Origin of the sequence: Mesorhizobium sp. M0410 (assembly GCF_040321435.1) — a bacterium.
Classification (GTDB): Bacteria; Pseudomonadota; Alphaproteobacteria; order Rhizobiales; family Rhizobiaceae; genus Mesorhizobium.
In genome coordinates, this window is sequence record NZ_JAMYRN010000018.1 from 1 (window position 1) to 16,441 (window position 16,441).

At 59.5% G+C, this 16,441-nt stretch carries 15 protein-coding genes and 5 pseudogenes; 10 read left to right on the forward strand and 10 right to left on the reverse strand.

All coding sequences use genetic code 11. From position 1 onward, the window contains the following. A pseudogene (locus NKI63_RS23215) lies at nucleotides 1-314 on the forward strand (transposase); the annotation flags it as partial. Between the two features lie 498 nt (nucleotides 315-812). Here the strand turns inward: NKI63_RS23215 and NKI63_RS23220 are convergent. Then, nucleotides 813-2,030, reverse strand: a complete 1,218-nt coding sequence (locus NKI63_RS23220; protein WP_352503708.1) for an IS110 family RNA-guided transposase — start codon at nucleotides 2,028-2,030, stop codon at nucleotides 813-815. Nucleotides 2,031-2,295: 265 nt separating this feature from the next. On the opposite strand from NKI63_RS23220, the pseudogene NKI63_RS23225 reads away from it, so the two are divergent. Next, nucleotides 2,296-2,499 (forward strand): annotated as a pseudogene (locus NKI63_RS23225) (transposase); the annotation flags it as partial. Nucleotides 2,500-3,067: 568 nt separating this feature from the next. Beyond that, the gene (locus tag NKI63_RS23230) at nucleotides 3,068-3,277 is read left to right on the forward strand and encodes a DNA -binding domain-containing protein (protein ID WP_352823438.1); all 210 of its coding nucleotides are present in this window, start codon (nucleotides 3,068-3,070) and stop codon (nucleotides 3,275-3,277) included. A 25-nt stretch (nucleotides 3,278-3,302) separates the two neighbouring features. Here the strand turns inward: NKI63_RS23230 and NKI63_RS23235 are convergent, their stop codons facing one another. Continuing rightward, on the reverse strand, nucleotides 3,303-3,584 hold the full coding sequence (locus NKI63_RS23235) for a hypothetical protein (protein ID WP_352823441.1): 282 nt from the start codon (nucleotides 3,582-3,584) through the stop codon (nucleotides 3,303-3,305). 117 nt (nucleotides 3,585-3,701) lie between these two features. Between NKI63_RS23235 and NKI63_RS23240 the strand changes: the two genes are divergently transcribed. Both NKI63_RS23240 and NKI63_RS23245 read left to right on the forward strand, forming a co-directional pair. Next, nucleotides 3,702-3,953, forward strand: a complete 252-nt coding sequence (locus tag NKI63_RS23240; protein ID WP_352823444.1) for a helix-turn-helix domain-containing protein — start codon at nucleotides 3,702-3,704, stop codon at nucleotides 3,951-3,953. 101 nt (nucleotides 3,954-4,054) lie between these two features. Next, on the forward strand, nucleotides 4,055-4,264 hold the full coding sequence (locus NKI63_RS23245; RefSeq protein WP_352823438.1) for a DNA -binding domain-containing protein: 210 nt from the start codon (nucleotides 4,055-4,057) through the stop codon (nucleotides 4,262-4,264). Nucleotides 4,265-4,289: 25 nt separating this feature from the next. Here the strand turns inward: NKI63_RS23245 and NKI63_RS23250 are convergent, their stop codons facing one another. Next, entirely contained in the window at nucleotides 4,290-4,541 is a 252-nt protein-coding gene (locus tag NKI63_RS23250; protein WP_352823446.1) for a hypothetical protein, read from the reverse strand. A 148-nt stretch (nucleotides 4,542-4,689) separates the two neighbouring features. Here NKI63_RS23250 and NKI63_RS23255 point away from each other — a divergent pair. Further along, nucleotides 4,690-4,891, forward strand: a pseudogene (locus NKI63_RS23255) (helix-turn-helix domain-containing protein); the annotation flags it as partial. A gap of 634 nt (nucleotides 4,892-5,525) precedes the next feature. On the opposite strand, the gene NKI63_RS23260 reads toward NKI63_RS23255, so the two are convergent. The 5 genes and pseudogenes from NKI63_RS23260 to NKI63_RS23280 form a co-directional block, all read right to left on the reverse strand. Then, complete coding sequence (locus NKI63_RS23260) at nucleotides 5,526-6,143, reverse strand: NADAR family anti-phage protein (RefSeq protein ID WP_352823449.1); 618 nt, start codon at nucleotides 6,141-6,143, stop codon at nucleotides 5,526-5,528. Between the two features lie 3 nt (nucleotides 6,144-6,146). Further along, entirely contained in the window at nucleotides 6,147-7,133 is a 987-nt protein-coding gene (locus NKI63_RS23265) for a phosphoribosyltransferase-like anti-phage protein (RefSeq protein ID WP_352823450.1), read from the reverse strand. 135 nt (nucleotides 7,134-7,268) lie between these two features. Then, entirely contained in the window at nucleotides 7,269-7,499 is a 231-nt protein-coding gene (locus tag NKI63_RS23270; protein ID WP_352823562.1) for a hypothetical protein, read from the reverse strand. Nucleotides 7,500-8,088: 589 nt separating this feature from the next. Beyond that, nucleotides 8,089-9,039, reverse strand: a complete 951-nt coding sequence (locus NKI63_RS23275; protein WP_352823453.1) for an IS481 family transposase — start codon at nucleotides 9,037-9,039, stop codon at nucleotides 8,089-8,091. Nucleotides 9,040-9,226: 187 nt separating this feature from the next. Then, a pseudogene (locus tag NKI63_RS23280) lies at nucleotides 9,227-9,490 on the reverse strand (hypothetical protein). Nucleotides 9,491-9,707: 217 nt separating this feature from the next. Here NKI63_RS23280 and NKI63_RS30770 point away from each other — a divergent pair. After that, entirely contained in the window at nucleotides 9,708-9,770 is a 63-nt protein-coding gene (locus NKI63_RS30770; protein WP_502900499.1) for a hypothetical protein, read from the forward strand. 359 nt (nucleotides 9,771-10,129) lie between these two features. On the opposite strand, the gene NKI63_RS23290 is transcribed toward NKI63_RS30770, so the two are convergent. Together NKI63_RS23290 and NKI63_RS23295 are read right to left on the reverse strand one after the other, a co-directional pair. Beyond that, the gene (locus tag NKI63_RS23290; RefSeq protein WP_352823548.1) at nucleotides 10,130-10,810 is read right to left on the reverse strand and encodes an OmpW/AlkL family protein; all 681 of its coding nucleotides are present in this window, start codon (nucleotides 10,808-10,810) and stop codon (nucleotides 10,130-10,132) included. Nucleotides 10,811-10,959: 149 nt separating this feature from the next. Next, nucleotides 10,960-12,218: pseudogene (locus NKI63_RS23295) on the reverse strand (prolyl oligopeptidase family serine peptidase). An 11-nt stretch (nucleotides 12,219-12,229) separates the two neighbouring features. Here NKI63_RS23295 and NKI63_RS23300 point away from each other — a divergent pair. The 3 genes from NKI63_RS23300 to NKI63_RS23310 all read left to right on the forward strand — a co-directional run bounded on the left by NKI63_RS23300 (nucleotide 12,230) and on the right by NKI63_RS23310 (nucleotide 16,371). Further along, nucleotides 12,230-12,499, forward strand: coding sequence for a hypothetical protein (locus tag NKI63_RS23300; RefSeq protein ID WP_352823456.1), 270 nt, complete (start codon nucleotides 12,230-12,232; stop codon nucleotides 12,497-12,499). Between the two features lie 1,332 nt (nucleotides 12,500-13,831). Further along, nucleotides 13,832-15,094, forward strand: a complete 1,263-nt coding sequence (locus tag NKI63_RS23305; protein ID WP_352823459.1) for a lysine N(6)-hydroxylase/L-ornithine N(5)-oxygenase family protein — start codon at nucleotides 13,832-13,834, stop codon at nucleotides 15,092-15,094. A gap of 497 nt (nucleotides 15,095-15,591) precedes the next feature. Next, on the forward strand, nucleotides 15,592-16,371 hold the full coding sequence (locus tag NKI63_RS23310) for a phytanoyl-CoA dioxygenase family protein (protein ID WP_352823462.1): 780 nt from the start codon (nucleotides 15,592-15,594) through the stop codon (nucleotides 16,369-16,371). The last annotated feature ends 70 nt before the right edge of the window (nucleotides 16,372-16,441 follow it).

The window sequence follows — 16,441 nt, forward strand, 5'->3', positions numbered from 1 at the left end:
GGCTCAGGGCGGCAATCCGCGAAGTGCTGCCCGAAGCGGTCTGGCAGCGCTGCTACGTGCACTTCCTCAGAAACGCGCTCGACTATGTGCCGCGCAAGGTCGACGACGATTGCCTGATGGAGCTCAGATGGTTCTACGACCGGCGCGACCTTGCCGAGGTCAAACGCGACCTGGCGCAGTGGATCGCCAAATGGCAGGCCAAATACCCGAAGCTGGTCAACTGGGTGGAAGATAACATCGAGGAGACGCTGAGCTTCTATCGGCTGCCGCTAGCTCACCACAAGCACATGAAGTCGACGGATGACATCGACAAGCCTGATTTCGACTTTTTCGATTCCTGTCGCGTTTCTTTGTTCGGCTCAGGTGAGCCTGTTTCTTCGTCCCGGCCCACAGGATTTCCCATGCGAGCGTGTCGAGACGCAGTCAAGGCTGGCCGGTGCGATGGCGCCGCGGCCGGCTGCGAGGTTTCCAGGCCACGCCTTGACGGATGACATCGACAACCCTGATTTCGACTTTTTCGATTCCTGTTGCGTTTCTTTGTTCGGCTCAGGTGAGCCTGTTTCTTCGTCCCGGCCCACAGGATTTCCCACGCGAGCGTGTCGAGACGCAGTCAAGGCTGGCCGGTGCGATGGCGCCACGGCCGGCTGCGAGGTTTCCAGGCCACGCCTTGACTGCGTCGAGCACGGCGCCATTCTGGAGCGGACCGAGGGCGTCGGTCGTGCCGCCACATTTCCTTGTGCTATATTTGTCCGGCACGGACGACCACGTGGCAAAGAGTGGTGCGAGAGGATGAGAGTGCCGCCACGCAGCCGTTATAGTCGTTCCTCGTTTGTGGCGTCCGTGCGCCGCTTCGGCCCTCGTGACCGCCAATGCCGAACCATTAGCTCGTAGGCACGTTCGGCATTCTCGGCCGCGGCTTTCTCGCTGTTTCGCAACTCCTTCACGTTGTAGGCGTAAGCCGAACCGCGGCGACCGACACCGCGCTCGCCCGGCGCGCCGGCCTTGAGAGCGAGCTGCCTCTGCTTTGCCGCCACCAGCGCCGGGCGAGCCCAGAAGTAGTCCTGCTCCTTTGTCAGCAGATGCCAGATCAGCACGGCGAGCTTGCGGGCGACCGCCACAGCTGCGACCTGATGACCACGCTTGTTACGGATGCGTAGGAAGAAGGCCCTGAGCGGTCCGGGCGCCTTCGCCGCCGCCCAGGCGGCCTCGACCAGCATGGCGCGGGCATGGGAACGCCCATGTTTGCTGATCCGGCCATATTGCGCCAAGCCAAGACCGGATTGGCGCACACGCGGATTGAGGCCGAAGTAGCTCACCAGCTTCTGCGGCTCGCGGAACCGCCGGATCTCGCCGACCGCGGCGATGATACCGCTCGCGACGATGACATTGACGCCGGTGATCGTCTGAAGCCGCCGGACTTGCGCATCATCAACCGCTTCCCGGGCGATGTCGCGATCGAGGTCAGCCAGATCCTCGGCCAGGCGATCGATCTCGCGGATGTGGCGGGCGATAGCGGCCCGCTCGTCGTCGGGAAGCACCTGCCGCTCGAGCCAGGCGCGACCGCGATTGTTGAACAGATCGGCATGCGGGCACTTCGGCACTAGGTGCGCCTGCAGGATGCCATGCACCTCGTTCTTCACGCGCGTGCGATGCCGAACTACCTGGTTGCGCCGCGCGACGAGGCGGCGAAGCCGCTCGGTCCGCTCGTCAGGTACCCAGACCTCCGGCAGAAAGCCGCTGGCATGGAGCTGCGCCAGAACGCCGGCATCGATCTTGTCGGTCTTAATCCTGGCATGGGCGATCGCCTTCACCTGCATCGGGTTGGCGACAATCACCCGGCCGACATAGGGCGACAGAACCCGCACCACCGCCATGGCGTTGCCCGTGGCCTCGACGACAACCTCATCCGTCCGTCGCAAACTGCGGCCGAACCCTTCCAGTCCCGAGCGGGTCATGTCGACCCGTCCGTGATGGCGCAGCCGGCCGTCTTCCCAAACCACCACCTCCGCAAAGGTGCGGTGGATGTCCATTCCAATCACACGTCTCATCGGCTCCCTCTCCTCAAACAGTCGGGAGCCGGCGGGCGACGCGACACCTACGGATCCGCGCTCTCGGCGCAACCGGGCAGGTCGCAGGGGCGGCCAGCTACTAACGCGAGCTCGCAGCTCATCGAATACATCGGCCTGCCCGCACTTGGCGTGCTCCCGGTGCCCCTGTCCCGGATGGTCGCACCATACGCCGAAAATCGCTCATCTCCAGCGGGGATCGGATGGCACCGTCATGATCATACCGGTTACGAACATGCTGGAGCGGCTGAACCAGGAGATCAAGCGGCGCACCCTGGTCGTTCGCATCTTCCCCAACCCGCGGAGCTGTCTGCGGCTGGTTCGGGCATTGGCGGTGGAGATCCACGAGAACTGGCTCGAGGCGACCCGCTACCTCAACATGGATCATCTGCGCGAGCACAAGAAGGAGAGCCTGAGGGCCCTGGCCGCCTGAGCACCGTCATGTGTCCGCCGCTCCGCTAAACACGGGGGCTGCGCGGCGGACACGCCGACGTCACCGCAATGCCACGCCATTTTGCAGAACTTGACGCACACAACTCCAGAGTGACCTGCTCGCTGCGCTCCAGCAGGCCCATACACTGTCTCGCGGAGCCCTTATCGACGTATACGCTTCGGCCGGCGATCTCTCGCGCTGGGTGTTTTGGCTGAGTCCTACAGTCGCGGTGCGGTCGTGGTCTAGTGTCGGCGCCGGTGCGCCCGTGTATTGCCTTCGTTGCGCAACAGCCGTCCGCATCGCCAACCGCATCGCCGTTCGACCTGACGGCATTGTCATGTCGTGCGACAGTCCTGCTGAGGCCCGACGAGAGCCAGCACCTCCTTTTTCCCAACGGGCGCATAGACTCCAGCTCGCCGTTTCGGGTGCGGATATCCTGCGGCCCGTTTGCCTGCGTGCTGAGGCGATTTGGCCCGCAACACATTTAAAGCATCGCTTGTGAGCTCGAATGCCTTAATATTCTTTGTGCTCAGAGCGAACTGCCCGCCCCCATGTTTCCGCCCGAAAGATGCGGCGCCCGAATAACCTTTATTCTCGCGCGCTTGACGGATCGCTCGCCGGAGCCTCACATCGCGAAATCGCTGAGGCGCTGATCGGTCAACGGCGCGTCCACTCCGACTGGAACGATCCTCGCGATCACCTGCGCGATCGCATGCGGCGCGCCGTTTCTCGTGGCCGCGCACTGATGAATGGCGGGTACCTGGACTTCCTCGTCTGAAAAGGCGTGGCAATCCGCGTTTATTTCAGCCGCCGAACAGGTGCTTGCTGCCGGTCGTCACTATCCAATTCGCGCGATCTATATGGCTGCGAACAGCCTTGCGGGCGCGGACCGGTTCAAGGATCGGGTCGATGCCGAGAATGCGATCGGCCATTTCCTCTACGCTGGCATTGTAGGCGCAGGCGTCGAGGATGCGCAGGTAAACGCTGCGATGCTGCCTGTCGTAGCTCGTGATGCTGTCCGACCAGGGGACTTCGTCGCACAGAGTCGAGCATCGAGTCTTATCTGTTCCCGTTGAACCATTCATGCCTGCTGCCAACCTCGCCTGTTGAGCGCTGGATCCAACGCAGTATATCCCAAAATGGGATAATCCGGAAACCGGGATTAGTCGCTGAGCCGGTCTTTACCTGACCGGTTCCCCCGCATGCCAAAATCCCTTCGATCGCCCCGCCAGCGGCGGTTTCCGGCCCAGCTGGTTTCGCTGCGCAAGGTCAAAGGCCTAACCCAGGCGCAGGTGGCTGAGAAGCTTGGTCGTCCGCAATCCTTCGTGGCCAAGTACGAAGGCGGAGAGCGGCGTCTCGATGTCATCGAGTTTCTGGAGGTAACCGTGGCTCTTGACACTGAACCCTGTGAGATTCTGTCGAGCTCCGGTCCTAGCGGGCGCCCGCGCGCCTAACGGCGCTGACGGAACCGAGCCAGCTTTTCTTCGGCGGGCTCAGGCGGTTTCGGCCATTCGGCTTCGCCCCTGACGCGGGGAGGCCTTTCGGCTACTGAAAGATGCGGCGCCCGAATAACCTTTATTCTCGCGCGCTTGACGGATCGCTCGCCGGAGCCTCACATCGCGAAATCGCTGAGGCGCTGATCGGTCAACGGCGCGTCCACTCCGACTGGAACGATCCTCGCGATCACCTGCGCGATCGCATGCGGCGCGCCGTTTCTCGTGGCCGCGCACTGATGAATGGCGGGTACCTGGACTTCCTCGTCTGAAAAGGCGTGGCAATCCGCGTTTATTTCAGCCGCCGAACAGGTGCTTGCTGCCGGTCGTCACTATCCAATTCGCGCGATCTATATGGCTGCGAACAGCCTTGCGGGCGCGGACCGGTTCAAGGATCGGGTCGATGCCGAGAATGCGATCGGCCATTTCCTCTACGCTGGCATTGTAGGCGCAGGCGTCGAGGATGCGCAGGTAAACGCTGCGATGCTGCCTGTCGTAGCTCGTGATGCTGTCCGACCAGGGGACTTCGTCCATGATGTCTGGCTTCATGTGCGCGCTTTGACCGTTTGATTTCGAGCAGAGGGTGGCGGTCGGCCGGATGGGGTCCTGGCTTGAGCCACCTCACCAACGGGTCAACTATAAGGAATAGGACGATCATTCCTTGAACGATAATTCTTTTTCAGCGCCTGTCTCGCCCGTGGATCTCAAAGAGGTCATGGCGATCAACATGCGTCGCTTGCGCCATGAACAGGATCTGACGCAGGAAGACTTGGCTGCACGCGCGGATCTCAGCATGCGCTGTGGGCTCGATCAAGCGTGCCCGCGTCTCCGCAAGCGTCAGCGTGCTGGGACGACTTGCGGAGGCATTCAGCGTTGACCCGTGCGAGCTAATAAAACCCGCAAGGGTTACCATTCGCGATCGGCTTCGGCGGAAGCGGAAAATCCAGCCAGCTCTTGACGGCGCTCGCGGGCCTGACGACGCGCACCGGGTGGTCGTGAACCAAGCCGGCTTTTTTCGGCAAGCTCAGGCAGTCTCGGCCAATCGGCTTCGCCCCCTGGCGCGGGCAGCCTGTCGGTTGCTGCCGGTCGCGGGTCATCAGACCCGCGCAGTTTCCCGACGGCGCGGGGTAGGCGGAACTCCCTCTTCTCGATCCCGGAAGCCTTCGCTGTCGCTTCGGGTCCTCCTCTTCGTTCCGGTCCTTCGGATGCGGTCCGCCTTCGACGGCGGGTCTTCCGGTCGCGTCTCACCAAAAGGCGCGCCATTGAAGAGCGGAGGACGAAACGATGCGTGGAAACATCATCAGCCGGCTGGACCATGACCGCCGGGGCAGCAGCTCGCGTCAAACCAGACAGCTTCCAACCCCCAGCGCTTTCACAACCAGACACAGCCGCGGTGAAAAAGAGGCCGCGACGCCAGCCGTCCGCCGCTCAGCGCCAAACAAACTCAGATGCGTAATGTATAAGAGGGCTATAGTAACACCCCCTGTGTAGGCTTTTTGCTAGATTCTTCAGCTGTCGATTGAGTGATCTTGTCTATAGTAACGGCTGGATCCGCCCACTATGCGCCTTGAGGGCCATGCGCTTTAAGGTAGGAATTTGCCGACCTAGGAGCACGAAATGCGGGATGTCGAGCGGCAGCACCTCGGTGATCCGATCCGGGTCGCTGCGCAAGACCTCGCGTAGCTCCATCAAAAGTCTGCCCAGGACATTGCGGCCCGCTAGATGATCGTCTTCTACTGCCTTTGCGCCCCAATAGTCGTCTTTGCGCGAATCCTCAACTATTGGTCGGTCGCCCGTCGCCAGCAGAAGCGTCGAGAAGGTCTCCCAGTTCTGCGCCAGCTTCACCCGGAGACACCAGCGCATCACCTGAACCCGGATATCCTCCCAATCCGGCCGGGAATCCTTACGATATGGCTTGGATTTCATCTTGGCTGTCATCGGACTGGTTTCGTCGATGACTATCCGCTGGATGTCGGGCCTGTGAGGGAACCGACACGCTTGATAGAGGGCTTCGGATGTGCGTATCAGCTGACCCAGCATTGTGATCGGAAATCCCGGCGCCATGTTCGATAGGCCGCCGAAATCCTCAGTCGTCTTGCGGAAGCTGATGACTTGATCGCGTTGATAGCTTCGAAATTCGGCTTGGGCCATGAGCTAGTTCGTTTTCCTCGGGAACAAAGGATACCATGGATTGCCCGCCCATAACACCAAAGGGGCGTTGTTAGGGCAATTGCGATAGGTAACTATCATTGACCCGAATCCCGTCGTTCCCATCATACTGTTTCCGAGGGGGCGCATATAGACGTTTAGGTAGGGGCACGTGGCGCGCACTCCAACGCCGGACACCAGAAACTGCTGTTCAAGCAGCGCCCGGCCGTTTTCGGAGGAGAAGAATCCCAAAACTCCAACTTGACCGGGCCTTCGAAAAACCGGTTCCAGATTTAGGCCCTGCACATAGGCCGCCGTCGCGGGATCGGCAGGAGTCATTGTAGGTCGCAGCACGTCGGAATTGGTCATATAGGCCTTCCGATCCTCGATCTGGAATACGCGCCACCATGTCACGTTGATACTTTTGCCTGCCTCCTTAGCCGCCTCAGCAATGTCCTTACCTGTTCGCCACTCGCCAAGTAGATGATTTGCAATGGTCACAATAGCGAGCTTGGCTTGCTGGGGAGCGGCCTCCTTGATCCATTTGACGACATCATGCCTAATCCGCCCACCAGAGAACAAGACATCATCGATATACAAAAAGGTATCTGGCGCGTTACCGCCGCAGTCCGCAATCTTCGATCCGAAGGTATTCTGTAGCGCCTTGTCGAATATCGACAACATATCTCTTTGGCTGTTTCCCGCCGTTTGAAGCTGCAATACCTTAACGTTTTTCCAGAATTCTTTGGGATCGCCGCCGGTAAGTTCTTTACTGACTACGATCTCAGAGAGGAAATCAGCGACAGTCTTGCGGGTGAAATAGGTTTTGCTAAACACATGTCCAAGCTCTGCAAGGATTGGCTCTTGGGACGCTCCGGCAAATTGACGAACCCATTTATCTACATGGGCGGTGCCCATCGATGCAATCTCGCCCTCACGATAGTCCGCAATCTGTTCGACTACTCTCTCAAGCAATTCTTTGCGCGTCGTCACCCCAACCTCCCTCGCACCGGATCAGTTTCCCCATCTGCAACTCGCAGCGAAGTTGCATAGAAAGGGCGGATCCGACCATCGGTCGCGCGGACGGCTTTGGTCAAATGTGATGTTTATATCGGCGTCATCTGGCTTTTAGATGACAGAGCGCCTTTTCGATCGGTTGGCGACGAGCACAGTTGCGCCCAGACGAGACGGCGGTTGTGTTTCCGTCTCGGCGTAGTCGCGCTCATTTTCAAACGCCGATGTTGCGTGCGATGCTGTCGGCCGCCCTGCGCTTACGCCACTCGAGAGGCCTGGAATGGTGAATGGAGTTTCCGTCGACCACGACAGGTCCTGCACCTCGAACTCATAGATCGCATCCATGCCCAGGTCTCCAAGGCAACCAGCCGCCGCCTTGATCGCCGCAACGTCAAACAGGCCGCGGGCATCGGAAGTTTCAGGAATTGTGGGCGCCTGGGGTCCGCAGGTCCAGATTTGAGCCAAGTCCAAAATTTTAATGCAACGTTCACTCCAAGGCGGATTTCCGAACAGCCATGGCTGGTGCGGCCGCAGAACTTGAGCGTCTCATCTTTGCCTATCCCCTTATCATCACCACTTTCCAGCAAACCCCGACTGATCTCGAACTATCGATCTCGCGGGGCCACTCAGTATCTGCAAAACCGGTATTAGAGGGTCGATCCCGTGATCATGCGTCTTGCAGTTGTTACAGTACCTGTGTCTTCATCATCAGGATCGCCATTCGACTTGGCGGCGCTGCCCTGCCGTGCAGCGGTCCTGCTGGCGGGCGACGACCGCCATCTCGTGTGCCGCGTGCCGACTAGCACGTCTCTTAGGCGACCCGTCCGACTCCAAATCGACCCAATCTGGCCCAGTGGGACAGTCTCAATGCACACGGACGCCCGCCAAATCCCTGTTTTAGCTGGTAGCCGTGGTCGCCGTCACCGCTTAGTCCCTAGGTGTTTAGTCCCGGCGTTTGGTGGGTGGGATCGAGTCGGAACCGTTCGGGCTCTTTTGCCCAAATTTTGCAGATGAACTCATAGGGTGTGAGACCCTTGAGGGTCTTGAGGCGGCGCGCGAAATTGTAGGCTAAGACGAAGTCAGCGAGGTGCCGGCGCAGTTGATCGTGATCGTCATAGTGGAAGCGCTTGACGGTCGCGTCCTTGATGGTTCGGTTCATCCGCTCGACCTGGCCATTGGTCCAGGGATGGTTGATCTTTGTGAGCCTGTGCTCGATGCCATGTTCGTCGCAGACGCCGTCGAAGATGTGCTCGAAGGCGTGCCGATCGCAGCTCCGGTTGGTGAACTGGATGCCGTTGTCGGTCAGAATGGTATGGATGGCATAGGGCACGGCCGCGATCAGATCCCGAAGGAACTGGGCCATCGCCATTTTGCCCGCCGTCTCGTGCAATTGCACATAAGCGAACTTGGACGTTCGATCGATGGCAACGAAGAGACGCAGCTTGCCCTCGGCGGTCTGCACCTCGGCGATGTCGATGTGGAAATAGCCGATCGGATAGGCTTTGAACTTGTTCTTGGCCGGCTTGTCAGCATCCAGCTGCGGCAGCCTCGAAATGCCATGACGCTGAAGGCAACGATGCAATGACGAGCGCGTCAGATGCGGGATCGTCGGCTGAAGCGCATACAGACAATCATCCAGCGCCAGCAGCGTGTGCTTGCGAAAGGCGACGATGGCCGCTTCCTCTTCGAGGGACAGCACTGTCGACCTCGGCTCCTTCGGGCCGGTCGGAAGATCGGCGGTCGACGGCCGCTTCCGCCACTTCGCAACCGTCTTCTGATCGATGCCATAGCGCTTGGCCAGTGCCCTCAGGCTCTCTTGACTATGCTGTATTGCTCGACGGACCGCCTCTGTCGTCGTGGCGCGGCCGTGTAGAATCTGTCCCATAGCGCGTCCTTTGATTCGGACGACAATGGTGCGCCATTAAAGCCTGAGATCAAACACCTAGGCTCTCGACGGTTCGCTTGCGGGGCTTCGCACGGGGACCGGCCGACTGGAATGCCCTCGCGACCATCTGGCGGCCGCATCCGCCGCGCCATTCACCGCCGCCATGCGGATTGTTCCGCGCAATTCGTCAGCTGCCGAACAATTCCTTGTAGCCGGTTGTCAACATGAGTTCGCACGGTCGAGGTGACTGCGAAGAGCCTTGCGTGCGCGCTCCCGTTCGCGTGCCGGATCGATGCCGAGGATCTGATGCGCCATTTCCTCTTCGCTGGCGTCGTCACCGGATGCGTCCAGGAGCCTCGTATAGGTCGTGAAATGCTCCTTGTCATAGGTCGAGGCCATCCGACCAAGGGACTTCGTCGGCAATCGGCATGTTTAATTTAGGCTGTAACATCGCTGGATTCTATCTCCGGAAAATGGCCTCCGAAGCCCTCCTCCGCCAGCGGATTCGGATGCTCAATGTGGATTACAAATTATAGTTGATAAACTCAAGCTGCCCAATCCGATGGCTTGTCGTGCATGGAGATACGCAAGTTGGTCGGAAGGAACGTACAGAGAATCAGCAAAGGAAGCGTGAGACGTAGGAGCAGCTTGCCGAGATTTCTGGGTTCATCCAGCAGTACATCAGCGGCTTGGAGAAAGGCCGAAGAAATCCGACGTATCACGATCTATGAACTGGCATCGGCTCTCGGCGTCAGCCACACGGATCTGGTTCGGCCCAACAAACAGGCCTGGCACCCGACGCCAACTGGTTCAGGGTGGGCGATCTCGGTCATTCGGCTTTGCGCCCCTCCGAGGGGGCGCTCAATCACCACCACCTGCACGACGGCTCACCTACCTTCCGAGATTCGTGTCCGTCAGCGCGACCGCGCCGCGGCATCGGCGGTGTAGCGAATGACCGTTTCCCGGCCCAGCAAGGCCGCTCCTCGAATGATCCTGGTCGATTCCCTTCTGTAGGGCCGACCGTAGAAAGGGCGCACGAGGCGCCCTTCATTTCCGATCGGCTATCAGCAGCCGCCTTCACCTTTCGTTGTTAGAAGCGGTAGGTGACACCTGCGCCTATCAACCAGGGATCGAGCTCCGCCTTTCCCGTCAGCTTCGCGCCGTCGACCGTGACGTCGAAGTCTGGTTTGAGGAAAAGCTTCTTCACGTCGAAGTTGACGCCCCAGTGCTGATCCACCATGTAGTCGAACCCGATCTGCAGCGCGGTGCCGAACGTGTTCTTAACCTTGAGAGCGTCGGCGCTGCCGACATCCTGGTTATAGAATATCGTGTAGTTCACGCCGGCGCCGACATAGGGCTTGAAAGCGCCGAAGTTAGTAAAATGATACTGCAATGTGAGCGTAGGCGGCAGCAGCCAAACCTTGCCGATCTTGCCCAGCGCGCCGATCGTTCCTTGGCCGTCGATGTTGGCGTAGGTGGTGCCGAGTATGAGCTCCGTGGCGATGTTGTCCGTGAAGAAATAGGAGATATCGAGTTCCGGCGTGACCGTGTTTGAATAAGAAAGATCGGAGCCGGGCACTGCATTGACGTAGCCCGACTCCTCAGTGACGACCCGCAACGCACGCAGGCGGATCTGCCAAGGGCTTGGCGCTTCCGTGACCGAGGCTCCTGCCTGAGGGACGCTCGCCGCTTGCGCAAGGTCCGCCGCGACGGCCTGCTGTTCCATCACCATGAGGACAACAGCCGCTGTTACTACCCGCGCGGCGCGCATTTGGTTTCTCGCCATGATATTCTCTCCTTGCTCTTCAGAAATGATGGATTGCACTATGAAAAACCTGTTGAAATTGCTTGAGGTTGGCGGAGCGCTCATGATTCATTTTGCGTGAGACTGTGCTCAAATTATTTGCGCCGTGCTCGCAATCATCGACCTGTGCTCACTTTATTGAAACTTTGCTCTTGCGGGATCCCGGCCGCCTGTCGAACGCTATCGGCTTGCCAGCCGATCGCGCTGCGAAGGAAATTGGTGCCCAAGGCAATGAATGCGGCCCGCTCCCGATTGTTCTTGCCGTAGCCGTGCCCGCCCGCGCCGGGTTCGTAGAAGTAAGCGGGATAGCCAAGGGCCTGCAGCTTTGCGGCCATCTTACGCGCGTGGCCCGGGTGGACGCGGTCGTCCCGCTCGTGGTGGCAAGCAGGATCGGCGGATAGGGCTGTCCCGGCGTCGCGGCGTGATAAGCGGAGATTTCCTTTAGGAAAATCCATTCCTCCGGCTTGTCGGGATCGCCATATTCGTCGCCCGTCATCCCTCCCACTGTCCATGGCTTGCGCGGCTTTACCGCCAACCAGTCGCCGAAGCTGCTCCACCAAGCGTCCCGGGGAAGGTCGATCCGCATCTTCGGCCCGCTCCTGTCGCCGATTCGGCCGATCGTCTCAAAGAAGGTCGACCGCTCGATGAACCGGAGGCGCTCGCTCTCAGCGGTGCGGTCCAAATGGTCGGACACGGCCATGGAGTCGGAACCGGTTTCGAATATTGCCGGCGCGGTGAGCGGATCCGCGCCACGCTTCCACAGCCGCACGGTGCGCGCGTAGCCGGAGCGGGTGGCTATGCCATCACCAAGCGCACTAGAAAGCAGAAGCGTGTCAGGGTCGAGCCAATTAACCTCGCCCTTGGCCTCCGCGAGGTTGAAACCATCGGCGACAAAGCTAAAAGATCCCAGATCGAATTCGCGATGCACGACCGCGTCGCTGCCGCCGCGCGACAGGCGCAGAACGGCTCTTTCCCGTCTCTCCGGCTCAAGGGACGCGCCGCGCCAGATCCAGTCCTCTCCGTCGCTAGCGGCGAGGGCGTCCAGATCGAGCAGTAGCTCCCACTGGGGATCAACTTTCATGTAGGCGGCAAGGGTGGTCCGGCGCCACAGTCCGCGCGGATTTCGGGCATCTTGCCAGAAGTTGTAGAGGTACTGGCCGCGGCGCCTGCTCAAGGGGATCCGGTCAGGGCGATCGAAAATCGCTGTCAGGGCGTCATGGTCCCGCTCGAACTGCGTTCCACCGAAGTACTCCAGGGTCCTGGCAGACTGGCTGGCGGCCCAGTCAAGTGCCCGTTCGCCTTCTACATCTTCGAGCCAAAGATAGGGATCATCGTCGGGAGCATTCAGCGTTGGGCGGAAATCGAATGCGGTCATCTCAGGATAACGTGAAGAATGATGTCGACTGGAAAACAATTTCAAGGTTCTCCTTAGGCTCGGGAGAGCTTTGTTTTCGCGGCGGCGACCGCATGTTCGGCGCGCATGATCATGGGATGATTTCTCCTCTGTCCGTGCCGCAGCGCGTTTTGCGGACTGCGTTGCAGGTGTCGTGCCAAATGAGAAAATCATTTCATAACAACGCGATCACCCTGATGGCGCTGTGTCTCATGTCCGACGTCGTCGAAGATCCGACAACGAATGCAGCCGTGACCGCCTGATAGAACCTCGTGTGCCAGCTCGGTGGGCACTGCGGAATAAGCAGTGAAGCTCACCGCGAAACTGGCCAAGCTTCGGATTGAGATCGGCGACGGGGCGATCGACGACCACTACGTCGCCGGTGTCGGGCGCGGCACAGCCTGAGGACTCCGCGGCGGCGATCATCGAATAACTGCCTTTACGATGGCTCCATCCTGGCCCACCGGTGGGCGCGCAAAAACTGCTTTGCGGCCTCATCCCTCCGCCTTGATTGAGTCGCAGGGACCGAATGGCCCACGTGCTTTTGGAACCGGCAGAGTGGTCATAACGCAATTGTCTTCCGGCTATCTTTCCAGAGATTCGATAATCCAGTTGGTGAAGGTCCCAGATCGCACAATCATTGATGCGCTCAGGTCTGGGCATGCGGCCATCCGCAACCATCTCATCAAGAGCATCGATCCGACACCAACATAGAGAATTGCTTTCCCATGAGAGGGGCCTCGCGGCGGACATGAGATTGCGTCACCCTTCATGATCGCGGCCTCCGAGGATGTCGGTACCGAGCCAGTGCAACGGCACGATAGGGCGAAGGATCTGGCAGCTCTTGCAACTGTCGACCTCGATGGGAGAAGGCATATCGCGATCTGTCCGGCAGACACACCAGGTTCTGCACTGTCGGTTCATGAAGACTTCGTGCTGGTCTCCATGAGAGAAGTATTCTGGTGCAGAAGGTGCCCGATTAGCTATTCGGAAAAGGCGACATCGACGTGCAAATCGGGCGCCGTCGGTAGGCGTCCCCTCAATGTCGGATTTCCGACAGGATCGCAAATCCGCCAATTCATTGTTTAATAATGTTTTCCTTCTTGGCACGGCCCATGCACGGGATTCTGCGAACGCATCAGCGAGACGTCGTCCATGATCATGCGCACCGAAAATGCCGTCGCCGCAGAAAAACCGCGCTCTCGCCTGCCATCAAGCCGCCGAAAGGCCGGCGCCTCATGGTCGAGGCGGGCGATTGCGCCGGCCTCAAACACCTTAATGGGCCTGGAAAGCGTCTCGCGTGACCGCGACGCGGGCATCCAGACGGGCGGAAAGGACATACGTCGTTGCCCCACGTCGCCGGCCTGACCCCTCGATTGTCACCGCGCTGGAATGCTCGGGTCTACATTCGACGACGCGAACGCGCTGGACAAATTCTCGCAAACCCGGTCGGGACCGGGGCTCCGAAAACGTCCGCGAGGGGCCCAATGGTTATGGCCGATATTCGCCGAGAACAAGCCACCTAGTGGGAAGACTCTATAGGAGGAAAGCAAGTGGAGTTATCTTGCGTTGGGGTCGGTGCTGGGCCGTCTAATTTGAGCCTTGCGTGTCAGATACACGATCAAGTTGGGCAAGGGGCACTGTTCCTGGATCGGCAGATCGACTTCCGCTGGCATCCGGGCATCGCGTTCGATTCCTCGGAGCTCCAGGTCAGCCACTTCAAGGATCTGGTCACGCTGGTGAATCCGAGATCAGCCTACACTTTCGTAAACTTCCTGCACGAGAACGGGCGTCTGTATCACTTCCTGAACGCACAGTTCGAAGCCGTGCTCAGAGTTGAGTTCGAGCAATACCTTAACTGGGCCTTCCACAGGAACCCACTTGTGCGTGGCGGCGAGACGGTGCGCGAAATCCGCTTTGACGGCGAGTTTCGGGTGCGGACGGATAAGGCAGTTCTCGGCGCCAGAAACGTCGTGGTCGGCATTGGCAAGCAGGCGCAAATTCCGCCTCAGTTTCAGGGCTGGACTGGACGCAACCTGTTCCACTCATCTGTTTTACTGCACATCCATCCTGAGGTGCGGAGAAAGCATGTCTGCGTGGTTGGCGGAGGCCAGTCGGGAGCCGAGGTGATGTTGCACCTTGTCGGCCTGCCGAAAGAACGGCGGCCTGCCTCGATCACTTGGGTCTCGCAGCGTGAGAACTACCTGCCTCTCGACGACAGCCCGTTCACAAACGAGTTGTTCATGCCCTGCTTTTCGGATCGTTTCGCGGCGATGAGCGAGTCGCAGCGTAAGCTGCTCCTGCGGCGTTTCGTGCTTGCTTCGGACGGCATTTCGGAAAGCACGTTGCGCGCGATCTATCAGGCGCTGTACCGCCACGCATTTTTCGAGCCAAACCGATGCGACATCACACTGCGGCCGGGCTGCACCGTCTCGCACTGCATCAACGCCGGACCGGGTCACAGGCTGACCCTGCAGCATGGCATGGACGAGGTCGAAGAAGTCACGGCTGACATCGTCATCCTGGCCACCGGTTACGAGAACGCGGTGCCAAGCTTGTTGGAACCGATCATGGACCGGTTGGAGCAGATCAACAATGAATTAGCTATTCGCGAGGATTTTTCGGTGAGCTGGGACGGACCGTGTGACAAACGCATCTTCGTACAAAACGCGAGCCTCGGGCAGCGCGGCCTGGCCGATCCGAACCTAAGCTTGCTGGCCTGGCGCGCGCGCCGCATCCTCGATAGCCTTCTTGGGCGCGCGCCATGCGCGAGCCCCGAGCATCCTGGCTTCATCAGCCATACCTCGATCGAGAGCTGGCCCGACCCCGCAGCCGAAGAAATGGGCAGCGGGATATGACTCGTACACTTTTGATCATCGGCGGTGGCATCCTAGGAATGATGTCCGCCTCCGCTGCGGCGAACGCCGGAGGCTTCTCCGATATCACCGTGACCGAACAAGCCCTTGGACCAAGCGGCGCATCGCATTATTCTGGGGGCGTGCATTTCCCCTACGGTTGTCAAGACCGTACCAGGTCGCAGAGCGCCGTGGTCTTGGCGGCCATGGCTGGGTCGGCGGTCTGCGGATGGTGCCGGCCTTTAGCGATGCGTGTCGTGGCTGGACTGGGTGAAGCGATTGATCCGGCCCAGTTTACGGAACCCCTGGACCCGGCTGAGCCTGACATAGGCAGTCTCGCGCCGAGCTTCTGCGGACAATATCCGCCGGAGCGGAACGCACTTAGCATCGCCGTCCCACATGACGTGAGTCCGTCTCCGTGGACCCGCAACTTGACCAGCGCCCGACTGCCCTAATTGGGATGTCCGACCAACCAGTCTTTCCAACAGGAGGCTTTTCGCATGTTGACTGATGCACAAAGAGAAAAGTGGCAGAAAGACGGATACGTCAGGCTCGAAAGGTTCTTCGCTCCAGCGGCTCAGGAAGATATCTCTATTTTTGTCGAAGATATGTCACGCTGGGATGTCAGCGATGATAAATGGCTCATGTGGTTCGAGAAGACGACGGACAATCGAAAGATCATCTCCAAGATCGAGAATTTTCTCGACTTCCATGATCCATTGCGTCGTTTGCTCTTAGAAGATCAGCGCATAGAGTCTGCGGTCGAGGATTTGCTTGGCGAAGATTCGCGCAGACTCAAGGAGTTGCTGATTTTCCACTACCCCGACAGCGGCGGCTATCTCCCGCATCAGGACATTTATCACATTCCACACAAACTCCCCGACCGGATGGTCCATGCGGTGGTTGCCATAGGCATCGACGACTCCGACCCGGAAAACGGCGGGCTTTTCTTCAGCCCCGGCAACCACAAGAAGGGGGTGTTTCCCATGGATGCCGGTGGGGTGATCGATCCTCAAGTTGCCGAAATGTTCTCCTGGGAACCCGTAGTATGGAAGGCTGGCGACATCTTCATCTTCGACGATTACGCACCGCACTACTCACGACCGAACAAAAGCAACCGTTCGCGGCGGACACTCTACTTGGTGTTCCAGCGTGCTTCAACCGGTGGACCGACCCGCGCTGAATATAACGTGCTTAAGCGCGCCCTGAACCCGCCCGAGGGCAAAGTGGCCGATCTCGACAAACTCAAGCCCCCAAATGGCATTTTCTATCGCGATTGAGCTCACGCAGCCAGGCGGAGGCATGCACACCAAACTGATCGACCGCTCAAAAATGCGCGGAGAGTATGGC